Below are 11852 nucleotides of genomic sequence, written 5' to 3'. Positions count from 1 at the left end.
ACTCCTATTCTTCGTTGCGTCTTAAATCGCGCCAATCCATAAATCCTTCTTGCAAACCGCGCAATAATACTTCTGCCGTTCCGATATTGGTTGCAAGTGGAATTTCATAAACATCACATAATCTGATGAGCGCTGTCACATCTGGTTCGTGAGGCTGCGCTGCGAGTGGATCACGTAAGAAAATCACCAAGTCTATCTTGTTCTCCGAGATTCGGGAACCAATTTGCTGATCGCCACCGAGCGGACCTGACTGAAAACGGTGTACCGAAAGTCCAGTCGCCTCCATGATTCGCAAACCAGTCGTTCCTGTTGCGAATAATGTATGTGGCTCTAAGATGAGTTTATAAGCTAATGTAAGCTCTATCATCAATTCTTTTTTACGATCGTGTGCGATTAAGGCAATGTTCATGTATCAACCACTCCTCATCAAATTAAATTTTCTAAACCGTAGACTAATGTATCTAATTCTGCCGTTTTGCGAATCGAAAAAGCAACACCTGACATGAAAGAAATGCGGTCATAGGAATCGTGACGAATCGTTAACCCTTGGCCTTCTGCGCCAAATTGCACTTGTTGGTGCGCAATCAAACCTGGTAAACGAACACTGTGAATACGCATGCCTTCATAATCCGCGCCACGAGCACCTTCCATCGTTTCTTCCTCGTTCGCCGCACCTTGACGTTTCGAGTCACGAACTTCCGCCATCATTTCCGCCGTTTTCACAGCCGTACCGCTTGGCGCGTCTAGTTTATTATCATGATGCAACTCGATAATCTCCACATCTGGGAAGTATTTCGCCGCTTTTTGCGCAAACTGCATCATTAATACTGCACCCACCGCAAAATTCGGAGCAATTATCGCGCCAATTTTTTTCGATGCTGCCAGTTCTGTCAATTCCGTAATTTGTTCCGGCGTAAAACCAGTCGTGCCAACAACAGGACTCACACCATGCGTTAACACTAATTTTGTATTGGAATAGCCAACTTTTGGCGTTGTAAAATCAACAACGGCATCCAGCTCCACGCTCGTTAACAATTTCTCCAAGTCGTCAAATACAGGCACATCTAAATTGACAAATTCTGCAATCTCACGGATATTCTTCTCTTGTGGCGCATGATCGAGCACTGCAACCAATTCCAAATCTGCTTCACGGAGGACCGTTTTTACGACCTCATGCCCCATTCTACCTTTAAAACCGAGTACTGCTACCTTCATTTATTTGTCCTCCTTCTTGGTCCATCTATCGGCGTCACGTTCCTTGAATTTCTTCATGACCGTATCGTGCGCCTCTTCTAAGCTAATATTTAGCGAATTTGCCATACAAATGAGGACAAATAACACATCTCCGAGCTCCGCGGCTACCGTATTCTCTGGTTCGCTAGCTTTCTTCGGTTTCTCGCCGTAATAATGATTGATTTCGCGAGCCAGCTCTCCTGTTTCTTCTGTCACGCGCGCCATCATCGCTAAAGGAGAAAAATACCCCTCTTCGAACTGGCCAATCAGCGCGTCTACCTCATCTTGCAACTGCTGCATCGTTTTTGCCATGCTTTATTTCGCTCCTTTTGTGGTAAACTAGTATGGAAGTTTACTTTACCCATTCTATGTTCCATATACTCATTATAGCTAAGAAATCATTGCTACGTCTATAAATAAAATTGTTACAGTATTATAAAAAAGGGAGTGATAGTCCGTGTGGCAAGATATTCGTACTAAAAATATCGTATTTATTTTACTTGGGACAACGATTTATGGCTTTGGCCTCGTCAATTTCAATATCGCAAATGATCTTGGAGAAGGCGGTTTAACTGGGATTACCTTACTATTACTACATTTTACAGGGATTGATCCCGCTTACTCCAACCTCATTTTAAATATTCCGCTATTTTTCATAGGTTGGCGAATTCTCGGAAATCGTGCGCTGGTTTATACAATTATTGGAACAATCGGATTATCGCTATCATTATGGATTTTCCAGCGCGTACCGTACCGTCTTGATCTCCATGATGATCTTTTACTTGTGGCGCTTTTTGCTGGTGGTTTTACGGGGATTGGGCTTGGCTTTGTCTTTCGTTACGGTGGGACGACGGGTGGTAGCGATATCATTGCCCAAGTATTGCATCGTAAAAAAGGCGTAAGTATGGGACGGACCTTGTTTGCGATTGATGCCGTTGTGTTGACGCTTTCGCTATCTTATTTAGATGTTCGGCAAGTGATGTATACACTCGTTGCTGTTTTCATCGGTGCTCGCGTGATTGACTTCATGCAAGAAGGAGCCTACGCCGCCCGCGGTGCCCTCATTATTTCCGCCCACAATGACAAAATTGCCGAGCATGTCATGTTAGCGATGAACCGAGGCGTGACAGTGCTTGAAGGACGCGGCGGCTTTTCGAAAAAAGACCAAGATGTGCTGTATATTATCGTTGCAAAAAATGAGATTGTCCAGCTAAAAAACATTGTAAACGCGACAGACCCCCACGCCTTCGTATCCGTTTCCGTCGTGCACGATGTGATGGGAGAAGGGTTTACGTTAGATGAGGATAAGAAACCTTTATTATGAAGTGCTGAAACGGCCCGTTAGACTCGAAAAAATTTGTTAGAGGCCGCAGTGAAAACCCGTACTTGGTTTTTGCGGAGGGCACGAAAATTTCGAGAGTCTGGCCGTTTCAGCCGGATCTGATGAAGTGCTGAAACGGCCCGTTAGCTCCGATAAAAACTGGAGCGGTCGCAGTAAAAAGCTACTCTTGCTTTTTGTGGAGAGCGTGAAGTTTTCGAGGAGTCTGGCCGTTTAATGCCGGATCCGGTAGCGCCAACCAAGACGCTAAACCCGACAAAAAAACATGATTCCTCAACAAACCCAAGAACCAGCCTACCCCACTAAAAAAATTCTGCATTATGTTTTAAAAATAAGTCTTATTTTGCATCTTACGAGCCGTTTTAACGAACGAATGCTCACTGCGTTCGCACTCATATTAAGGCTCTAATTCCGCAAAAGATGCTTCATAAGGCCCACAATAAAGGAGCCCACAACCATGGAAAAAATACTAATCGTTGAAGACGATCCAAAAATCGCAACGCTACTACAAGATTACCTACGCCGATACAATCTAGACGCACATATCACAACCGATTTCGATGACGTGATGCCTTTTTTCGAAGAGTTAACCCCACACCTCGTCCTACTCGATATCAATTTGCCGAAATATGACGGTTACTTTTGGTGTCGCAAAATCCGTGAAATCTCGGTCTGCCCAATTATCTTCATCTCTGCACGTGACGGCGAACTCGATCAGGTTATGGCACTTGAAAACGGAGCGGATGACTACATAACAAAACCGTTTTCCTACCAAGTTGTTATTGCAAAAGTCCGTGCCCAATTACGACGCGTCTATGGCGATTTTGCCAATCAATATCACGAACCTGAATTCCATGAAGGCAGTCTCTCTTTTTATCCTTTAAAATTCACGATAGAGCGTGCTGGAAAAACGCTTGAACTTAGCAAAAATGAAGCGAAACTACTTGAGGTCATTTGGCGAACCGCTCCAAATGTTGCAAATCGCGATCTTCTATATGAAGAAATTTGGGATGAAGTCACTTTTATTGACGATAATACGCTCAGTGTCAATGTTGCTAGACTTCGCAAAAAACTGCTGGATCTTGGTGTCAAAGATTCGATCAAATCTATTCGTGGTTACGGTTATCAGTGGGTTTACAAGGAGGAATCATAATGCGCTTATTTTTTCGTAGTCACCTTTCTTTCTTGCTATTCGCACTCATTTTGTCCCTCTCGACGGTTGGCATTTTTTGGCTAGACGGCTATAAAAATACTCGCCTCGCCATCTATATCCTCTTTCTCTGGGCAGTACTCGGTATTTTATTCCTAACTATCCGCTACTTCGGATATCGTCGCGTCTTTAAACGCTTAGAACAAGCCGATATCGTGGCATCAGAATTTCATCCCGACGAAGGATCACCATTCACCCAGGCCTTTGAAAGCTACTTAGCGCAACAATACCATGCCTATCAAATCGACCTGCAGAAATGGCGCGCAAAAGATACCGATCGCAGCATCTTCATCAACCAATGGGTCCATCAAATGAAGACGCCCGTATCAGTCATCGAACTTATGACGCAAAATCAGTCTGATCCAACACTACGCAGCATTCAAGAAGAGACAGATAAAATCAAGCAAGGCCTTGATACCGTCCTGTATACGCTACGCCTCGAAACGTTTGAGAATGATTTCGTTGTCGAGCACACAGACTTGAAAACGCTTGCCACCGAAGCAATCAACGAACATAAACGACTTTTTATTAGAAATCACCTCTATCCAAAAGTCGATATCAGTCCAGATCTATTTTTAGAGACAGACAAAAAATGGTTCGTTTTCATGTTGGGGCAAATACTCTCCAACTCGATTAAATACTCTCCACAAAAAGGAAGTAACGTCGAAATAACAGCCATCACAGAGACGACTGGCTATTTGCTGACCATCCAAGATTACGGTATCGGCATCGAAAAATCCGACCTTCCACGCATTTTTCGTCCTTTCTTCACTGGTGAAAACGGCCGAAAATACCAGCATTCCACAGGTATGGGGCTTTTCCTCGTATCAGAAATATGTAAGAAACTTGGTTATCAGCTCACCGTTGAATCTGAAATTGGCTCTGGCACAACGATTCTTATTCGGATTCCCATCCAAAAATAAACTTACAACAACGTAAGCTTTTGTCATTAGAATCGATACCGCCCTTCCCCATTTGTTTGCTAAACTAGTCCTATAAATGAAAGAGGAGGTCTTGTTATGACACTTTTAAAAGTAGAACAAGTCAATAAAATATATACAGGAAATGTGCAATATCAAGCGATTTCAAATCTCGATTTATCGGTCGAAAAAGGGGAATTTGTTGGGATTATGGGCCCTTCTGGTAGTGGGAAAACAACACTGCTCAATATGATTGCTACCATTGATCCACCAACAAGCGGTACGGTACAAATACATGACGCCAATCCTTATACCCTATCTTTTGACAAACTCGCCGAATTTAGACGGAAGGAACTCGGTTTCATTTTCCAATCATTTAATCTATTAGACACACTGACGATACGCGAAAATATATTGCTACCACTCACATTAGATGGCACGCCGCTAGCAACGATGAACGAAAAATTAGATGTAATTGCTGCAAAACTTGGTATCACGCCGATTTTAGATAAGCGGACGTATCAGATTTCAGGTGGCGAATCACAACGAACAGCCGTTGCGCGGGCTGCGATTCATGAACCGAAATTATTTTTAGCGGATGAACCTACGGGAAATTTGGATTCTAAAAATAGTGAGGAAGTCATGCAACTGCTCAGCCGATTGAATAAGGACGAAGAAGCTACTATTTTGCTCGTCACGCATGATCCGCAAGCCGCCGCGTTTTGTGATCGTGTTGTATTTATTAAAGATGGTTCGCTGTACAACGAGATTTACCGCGGCGATAATACGACTGTTTTCTATCAGCAAATCATGGACACTTTGACGTTACTAGGAGGAAAACAACATGTCATTCCGCCAGTTCGTCATTAATAATGTTCGCCGTAATCCGAAAGTTTATGGCCCTTATTTCTTTACTAGTTTTTTCGCGGTGACGATGTTTTTTGTCTATGCTTTACTTGTTTTTCACCCCGAATTTAAGGATAATATTGATTCTTCTAGCGAGACCATGAGTTATTTTGCCATGATTGGTTTTCAGATTTCACAGGTAATTATCGTTATTTTCTCAGCTTTTGCTATTTTTTATGCTGTAAGTACGTTTTTGAAGACTAGAAAAGCAGAGTTTGGACTATTGCTCATTCAAGGAATCAATAAGAAACAATTGGTTAAATTGATTTTCTGGGAGAACATGTTAGCGGGGCTTTCTGCGGTCGTTTGCGGGGTTATCTTTGGCTTTATTTTCTCAAAGGTTATTTTGCTCATCTGCTCTAAAATTTTAGCGTTAACGGAAACATTGCCATTTTACTTCCCTTGGCAGCCGATTTTGCTTACGTTTGGCGTTTTCGGATTGATGTTCTTAGTCATTTCTTTCGTGACTTCCTTTACAATTCGTGTTAATAATCTAAAAGCTTTACTTGCGTCACAAAAAGAGCCCAAAAAGGAAATCAAGGCGGCCTGGTATATCGCATTGCTTGCTTTGGTTCTTATTGTAACAGGATATGGCGTCGTTCTTATATTTGCAAATCGTGAATCGTTTACTCTTCCACCACTTTTCACTGGCGTCATTCTGGTCATAATCGGCACGTATTTCTTCTTTAGTCAGTTGCTTGTTTTTGTGCTGACACGCTTGCGCAAGAAAGAACGCTTCTTTTTTAAACGCACGAATCTGCTTACTTTTTCAGAGTTAATCTATCAAATGCGCGATAATGTGAGCACTTTTTTTATCGTCGCAATTATTTCTGCAACGGCGATTACAGCGATGGGAACAAGTTCAGCGATTGGTAGCAGCGGGCTTGCGGAGATGTCGGAAAATCCTTATGCGATTACGTATAAAGCTTATGGGCAGGATGCGGTTAGTAAGGATATCATTTCCTATACAGAAAAAACGCTCCACAATGATTCCTATAAAAGAGCTCAAGGGCATTTCTATCAATTATCTGACAATGCCGATACATTCTATACTTTCCTGTCTATAGAGGACTATAATGCGTTGATGGGCTTGCGAAATGAAGCGGAAATAAAGATACCAGCTGGAACCATCGCCTTGCTCCCAACGGATAATCTCAGCGAAACAAGTTTGAAAAAAGACGCTCCCAAAAAGATAGAATTCCAGTTTTCAAATAAAAACATCCTGCTCCCTGTTGAAAAAGTGGTGCCAATAAATCGCTTTCCATATGGCACTGGTTCAAGCGACATGCCCAATGTGATAGTACTTGCCAATCAAGCGGATATCGATATTCTCTGGCAAGAATCAGAGGCACGTTATAAAAAAGCAGAGGATAACTATAATTCGAAAATCCCGTACAGTATTTTTCATACCGATGATTGGGAGAGCACAGCAACCTCTGCGAAAAAGCTCAATTCCTATATGGAAAACTGGAACGAAAAGAACCAAGATACCACAAAAGGGATATTTACCGGCTTTGAATCGCTCGCTGTACAGTGGCAAAGTATGCAACAAATCAATGGTCTCCTTCTCTTGCTCACCGTTCTGTGTGGCGCTGTATTCTACACCTTCTCGGCTGGATTCATCTACCTGCGTTTGCACAGTGATTTGAAGCGGGACGAGCAACAATACAAAATGCTATTCAAAATTGGTTTAACGAAACCAGAATTGCATAAAATTGTAGCGAGGCAACTACGGGTCATGTTTTTCTTACCACTTTTCGTGGCAGTCATTCATTCACTCGTAGCCTTCCTCGCCCTGCAAAACTTACTTGATTTCAATATTTGGCAAAATGTCGGTATCGTCATTGGTATCTTCATCGTTGTCCAAGCCGTCTATTACTTCTTTGTGAAATATCAATACTTGAAACAGCTTCGTCGCATCATGAAGTAATCGAATGGCTTGGATCAAAATCAGCTATATCGGTTTCTGGTGTCTTCCCTCGAATCAAATCAACAAGAATTTTGGCAACATATGGCCCTGTGGTGAGTCCTGATGAGCCTAACCCATTCGCTACAAAAATATGCTTTGCAGTTGGCAAGGCACCAATAACTGGCGTGAAGTCTGGTGTAAACGGTCGCGTACCTACCCGGATTTCCGCCAGTTTTGCCGTTTTCACAGCCGGTGCAAAACGCGCAATTTCTTCTAAAATTTCTTCGACAGCCGCCTCCGTTGGCTCCAAGTCAAAACCGCCTTCGTTCTCGTGTGTGGCGCCGATGATTACCCGACCATCATCAAACGGTACAATACTTTTCGCACTTGGCGGCAATACGACTGGCCATTCATTTGTGTCGATGCCCTCCAATTGAAGATGCAGTAATTGCCCTTTTTGCGGATGAATCGCGGCTTGGAGTCCGAGTGGTTGCAACAATTCTGGCAACCAAGCTCCTGCTGCGAGTATTATTTTGTCGGCGATAATGACCTCGTTACCAACTAAAACATGGATGACATCCCCGTGCTTTTCGAGTTGTGCCTTATCACGAATAATCTTAGCACCAAACTTCGTTGCCGCGTCGGCTAGCGCCAAAACGAGCGATTTCCCGTCCACACGGGCACCTCCACTCACAAAAACGCCTCCAAATCTTGGGTCTACAATCGGAAATTTTGCCTTCGTTTCTGCTTTTGATAGCCGTTTAATTTCACCGATTTCTGGTGCTTCCACACGACGACTAATAGCGATTTGTTCCAGTTCCTCGAGCTTCTTCACGTCTTCTCGCAAACACAACGCCCCAAGCCTTTTATAGCCTGTATTCAGCGTCGTATCTTGCGCGAGTTCTTGAATGAATGTCGGATAATAGCGCGCACTCTCTTTAGCCAGTTCGTACCATACTTTATTGCGGCGCTTCGATAACCACGGGCACACAATTCCAGCCGCTGCAGCCGCTGCTTGACCTGGCTCTTTTTTATCGATGACGATGACTTCTTTTTGTTGCTTGGCGAGTAAATAGGCCGCCGTCATGCCCACGATTCCTCCGCCAATAATGACGATTTTCTCCATTTTATGCACCCCACTTCACTCCCTCATTATACAAATTCCGAACATTTCTGACAAGTGCAGGGAAATTAGTCGATTTTTTAGCTACTTCTAGTGTAGAATATAGACAGGATAACTAAAGGAGTAGGATGCAAAATGATGAATGGATATGCACGATTAAATGACCCTTTCCAAAATAAAGGTACGGCGTTTACAGCGGAGGAACGCGCAGAATGGGGCTTAGATGGCTTAATTCCTGCGACGATTGAGACGTTAGAGCAGCAAGCAACGCGTGTCTATACCGCTTTACATAAAAAAACGACACCCATCGAGAAACATCTTTTTTTGATGACGCTTTATAGTGAGAATCGGACGCTATTTTATAAAGTAGTCATCGATTATGTGGCGGAATTGATGCCGATTATTTATACCCCAACGATTGGAGACGCGGTGATGCAATACCATGAAAACTGGGAAAATCCGCAAGATGCACTTTTTTTACAAGCAGATAGTGCGCTTGATTTGGCAGCGGTTTTCCAGAATAATGTTCCGAATCCTGAGAAGATAAAGATGATTGTCGTGACGGATGGAGAAGGTATTCTGGGAATTGGCGATTGGGGCTTGAACGGGGTCAGCATTGCGATTGGAAAATTGGCGGTCTATACGGTTGCGGCGGGGCTTGCGCCAGATTGTGTATTGCCGATCGTCATCGATGCTGGTACGAATAATGAAGCCTTACGCGCCGACGCTCGCTATTTAGGTTGTCGGACGCCGCGCCTAGAGACACCTGCTTATGATGCATTCATCGCCCGTTTTGTGGCTGCCGTCAAAACTTGTTTCCCAAAAGCCGTCCTTCATTGGGAGGATTTTGGACGAGACAACGCAAGCCGAATTTTGGAAACGTATCGTCGGGAATTATGTACATTTAACGACGATATTCAAGGAACTGGCGCGATGGTTGTTGCGGCGGCCCTCGCTACTACGCGCGTCTCGAACTTACCGCTGAGCGAGCAACGAATTGTGATTTTCGGTGCTGGGACGGCGGGCATCGGTATCGCGGATCAACTGGTCGCGGAAATGGTCGCCAATGAAGGCTTAACCGCCGAACAAGCAAAAGCTCGTTTTTACTTGGTGGATCGCCCTGGATTGGTGACATCCGACTTGCCAAACCTAACTTCCGGACAGAAAAAATATGCGCGTGACACTACCGATTTTGCAAAGAAATTAACAAACTTACTCGCGATTGTGCAACACGTGAAACCGACGATGCTGATTGGTTGTTCTGGCGTAACTGGCGCTTTTTCAGAGGAAATCGTATTGGAAATGAGTCGTCATGTCAAACGCCCTGCCATTTTGCCGCTGTCGAACCCCACGAAACTTGCTGAGGCTACTGCACACGATTTAATCACCTGGACAAAAGGCAAGGCGCTTGTCGTGACTGGGAGCCCTTCTGAGCCAGTTTTGTTTGATGGGCATACTTATTTTATCGGGCAGGCTAACAACGCGCTACTTTATCCTGGGCTCGGCCTCGCAGCAGTGATTACCGAAGCTCGCGAAATTACGGACGACATGTTAGCAGCTGCCAGTCATGCGGTTGCCACGCAAGTTCAAGATGTCAGCACAATCGGCGCGGCCTTACTCCCACCAGTTGCAACATTACGCGACACTTCACATGCTGTTACGCTAGCCGTTGTGGAAAAAACGATCGAACTCAGATTAAATAAACGTGCGATTTCAAATCCACTGGAAGCTGTCAATGAAGCAATTTGGCTTCCTCAATATAAGGAGTGAACGCCCATGTTGGATATGCGATTAAAAAAACTAGTCACCGACGGCATTGTGCCCGGCATTTCCTATGCTATCATCACACCTCATCGCACAAAACAACACGTTGTCGGTATGAAACAACTCATCCCTGAAAAAGTAATACTAGAGCCGGACGCCGTCTACGATATCGCATCCTTAACGAAAGTCATCGCGACGACAACCTTGGTTTTGCAACATATCGAAGCTGGACGCTTGCAACTATCCGATAAAGTTTGCGATTTCCTACCAGATTTTCGCTATCCGGAAGTCACGATTTTGCACCTTTTAACACATAGTTCTGGTTTGGCAAAAAACATCCCTGCGTATACCATCGCGTCAAAAGAAGACGTCTATCGTTACTGTATTGCGACGCCACAAGCGAATCCGGTGGGAACAGATGTCACCTATGCAGACGCGAACTTTCTACTACTCGGCTATATCGTGGAGAAACTAGGCGGCGACTTAGAAGCGCAAGTCACTCGCAGCATCTTGACTCCGCTCGCCTTGCGAAACACGAGCTACCATCCCACTTCACCAGAATCCTGCGTCCCAACCGAAGACCACCCAAATCGCGGCGTTATCACAGGTACCGTCCACGATTTCAAGGCTTGGCAAATGGACGGCGTCGCAGGTCACGCCGGCTTATTCAGCAATCTCTCAGACCTGATTCATTATACAAAAGCACTACTCCACGATGGCGAACCAATTCTTAGCAACGAAAGCATCACCAATATCGCGAAAAACTACACGCCAGATTTAAATCGTTCACGCGGCCTCGGCTGGGATTTAGTCCCATCTACGGACCATTTTGCCATCTATCATACCGGTTTCACAGGCACTTTCATCGTCATCGATTTGCAACACAAAACAGCGCTGATCGTCCTCACAAACCGCGTACATCCGAGCCGAGATAATGCGATTTTTCTAGAACGTCGCGACGAAATCGTAGAACAATTCATGCAAGACTTAGGAGGAAAAACATGACAATCGAAGAATATATAGATGACATAGCACCCGATAAAAAAGACGCCTTCGCTAAACTCATGCACGTGGTGGATGCCAACATTCAGCCGGTTTCGAAAAAGAAATACAATATGGCATGCCTTCCTACGTTGTTCCAAAATCCCGTTACCCCGATGGCTACCACTGCGATTCAAATCTTTCGCTTCCCTTTTTCGCCATCGCAGCGCAAAAGCAACACATCGCGGTCTATCACATGGGAATTTTCGGCGACGAAGCCCTTTTAGACTGGTTCCAAACCGAGTATCCTAAACACATGACCACCAAACTCAACATGGGCAAAGGCTGTATTCGATTCACAAACCCGAAGAAAATCCCATACGAACTGATTGGCGAACTAGCAAGTAAAGTCACCGTAGATGACTGGATTAAACAATACGAAATGACCATGAAAAAATAAAAGAGAT

12 protein-coding genes are annotated in these 11852 nt (G+C 44.3%); 8 read left to right on the top strand and 4 right to left on the bottom strand.

Annotated features, from left to right (window positions below):
* Nucleotides 1-4: 4 nt before the first annotated feature.
* Genes mgsA through HPK16_RS01445 form a run of 3 tightly spaced genes read right to left on the bottom strand, consistent with a single transcriptional unit; the run spans nucleotide 5 to nucleotide 1545 of the window.
* Complete coding sequence (mgsA, locus tag HPK16_RS01455) at nucleotides 5-409, bottom strand: methylglyoxal synthase (RefSeq protein ID WP_181675229.1); 405 nt, start codon at nucleotides 407-409, stop codon at nucleotides 5-7.
* Between the two features lie 17 nt (nucleotides 410-426).
* A complete protein-coding gene (dapB, locus tag HPK16_RS01450) occupies nucleotides 427-1215 on the bottom strand; it encodes a 4-hydroxy-tetrahydrodipicolinate reductase (protein WP_181675228.1) in 789 nt (262 codons plus the stop codon).
* On the bottom strand, nucleotides 1216-1545 hold the full coding sequence (locus HPK16_RS01445; protein ID WP_036064417.1) for a nucleotide pyrophosphohydrolase: 330 nt from the start codon (nucleotides 1543-1545) through the stop codon (nucleotides 1216-1218). It abuts the gene before it with no gap.
* 145 nt (nucleotides 1546-1690) lie between these two features.
* On the opposite strand from HPK16_RS01445, the gene HPK16_RS01440 reads away from it, so the two are divergent.
* The 5 genes from HPK16_RS01440 to HPK16_RS01420 all read left to right on the top strand — a co-directional run bounded on the left by HPK16_RS01440 (nucleotide 1691) and on the right by HPK16_RS01420 (nucleotide 7538).
* Complete coding sequence (locus HPK16_RS01440; RefSeq protein ID WP_181675227.1) at nucleotides 1691-2557, top strand: YitT family protein; 867 nt, start codon at nucleotides 1691-1693, stop codon at nucleotides 2555-2557.
* 472 nt (nucleotides 2558-3029) lie between these two features.
* On the top strand, nucleotides 3030-3725 hold the full coding sequence (locus HPK16_RS01435) for a response regulator transcription factor (protein ID WP_181675226.1): 696 nt from the start codon (nucleotides 3030-3032) through the stop codon (nucleotides 3723-3725).
* Complete coding sequence (locus tag HPK16_RS01430) at nucleotides 3725-4705, top strand: sensor histidine kinase (protein WP_181675225.1); 981 nt, start codon at nucleotides 3725-3727, stop codon at nucleotides 4703-4705. The genes HPK16_RS01435 and HPK16_RS01430 overlap by 1 nt, the downstream gene beginning before the upstream one ends.
* Nucleotides 4706-4801: 96 nt before the next feature.
* The gene (locus HPK16_RS01425) at nucleotides 4802-5572 is read left to right on the top strand and encodes an ABC transporter ATP-binding protein (RefSeq protein ID WP_181675224.1); all 771 of its coding nucleotides are present in this window, start codon (nucleotides 4802-4804) and stop codon (nucleotides 5570-5572) included.
* Complete coding sequence (locus HPK16_RS01420; protein WP_181675223.1) at nucleotides 5547-7538, top strand: ABC transporter permease; 1992 nt, start codon at nucleotides 5547-5549, stop codon at nucleotides 7536-7538. Before HPK16_RS01425 ends, HPK16_RS01420 begins: the two co-directional genes overlap by 26 nt.
* Here HPK16_RS01420 and HPK16_RS01415 read toward each other — a convergent pair.
* Nucleotides 7528-8643, bottom strand: coding sequence for an NAD(P)/FAD-dependent oxidoreductase (locus HPK16_RS01415; RefSeq protein WP_181675222.1), 1116 nt, complete (start codon nucleotides 8641-8643; stop codon nucleotides 7528-7530). The genes HPK16_RS01420 and HPK16_RS01415 overlap by 11 nt on opposite strands.
* A gap of 132 nt (nucleotides 8644-8775) precedes the next feature.
* Here HPK16_RS01415 and HPK16_RS01410 point away from each other — a divergent pair, with 132 nt between their 5' ends.
* The 3 genes from HPK16_RS01410 (at nucleotide 8776) to HPK16_RS01400 (ending at nucleotide 11845) form a co-directional block, all read left to right on the top strand.
* Nucleotides 8776-10410: an NAD-dependent malic enzyme gene (locus HPK16_RS01410; protein WP_181675221.1), complete on the top strand. Its 1635-nt coding sequence runs from the start codon at nucleotides 8776-8778 to the stop codon at nucleotides 10408-10410.
* A gap of 6 nt (nucleotides 10411-10416) precedes the next feature.
* Complete coding sequence (locus HPK16_RS01405; RefSeq protein WP_181675220.1) at nucleotides 10417-11409, top strand: serine hydrolase domain-containing protein; 993 nt, start codon at nucleotides 10417-10419, stop codon at nucleotides 11407-11409.
* Nucleotides 11410-11524: 115 nt separating this feature from the next.
* Nucleotides 11525-11845, top strand: coding sequence for a DUF1801 domain-containing protein (locus tag HPK16_RS01400; RefSeq protein WP_343064790.1), 321 nt, complete (start codon nucleotides 11525-11527; stop codon nucleotides 11843-11845).
* Nucleotides 11846-11852 lie beyond the last annotated feature (7 nt).

Source organism: Paenilisteria rustica, from assembly GCF_013820765.1.
Classification (GTDB): Bacteria; Bacillota; Bacilli; order Lactobacillales; family Listeriaceae; genus Listeria_A; species Listeria_A rustica.
This window is presented reverse-complemented; position numbering and strand designations above follow the sequence as displayed.

What these genes read in the sequence shown, in the direction of transcription:
- HPK16_RS01405 (WP_181675220.1), top strand. Translation starts at nt 10,417, where the DNA reads ATGTTGGATATGCGATTAAAAAAACTAGTCACCGACGGCATTGTGCCC.
- HPK16_RS01400 (WP_343064790.1), top strand. Translation starts at nt 11,525, where the DNA reads ATGCCTTCCTACGTTGTTCCAAAATCCCGTTACCCCGATGGCTACCAC.
- dapB (WP_181675228.1), bottom strand. Translation starts at nt 1,215, where the DNA reads ATGAAGGTAGCAGTACTCGGTTTTAAAGGTAGAATGGGGCATGAGGTC.
- HPK16_RS01435 (WP_181675226.1), top strand. Translation starts at nt 3,030, where the DNA reads ATGGAAAAAATACTAATCGTTGAAGACGATCCAAAAATCGCAACGCTA.
- HPK16_RS01425 (WP_181675224.1), top strand. Translation starts at nt 4,802, where the DNA reads ATGACACTTTTAAAAGTAGAACAAGTCAATAAAATATATACAGGAAAT.
- HPK16_RS01415 (WP_181675222.1), bottom strand. Translation starts at nt 8,643, where the DNA reads ATGGAGAAAATCGTCATTATTGGCGGAGGAATCGTGGGCATGACGGCG.
- HPK16_RS01430 (WP_181675225.1), top strand. Translation starts at nt 3,725, where the DNA reads ATGCGCTTATTTTTTCGTAGTCACCTTTCTTTCTTGCTATTCGCACTC.
- HPK16_RS01420 (WP_181675223.1), top strand. Translation starts at nt 5,547, where the DNA reads ATGTCATTCCGCCAGTTCGTCATTAATAATGTTCGCCGTAATCCGAAA.
- HPK16_RS01410 (WP_181675221.1), top strand. Translation starts at nt 8,776, where the DNA reads ATGATGAATGGATATGCACGATTAAATGACCCTTTCCAAAATAAAGGT.
- HPK16_RS01445 (WP_036064417.1), bottom strand. Translation starts at nt 1,545, where the DNA reads ATGGCAAAAACGATGCAGCAGTTGCAAGATGAGGTAGACGCGCTGATT.
- mgsA (WP_181675229.1), bottom strand. Translation starts at nt 409, where the DNA reads ATGAACATTGCCTTAATCGCACACGATCGTAAAAAAGAATTGATGATA.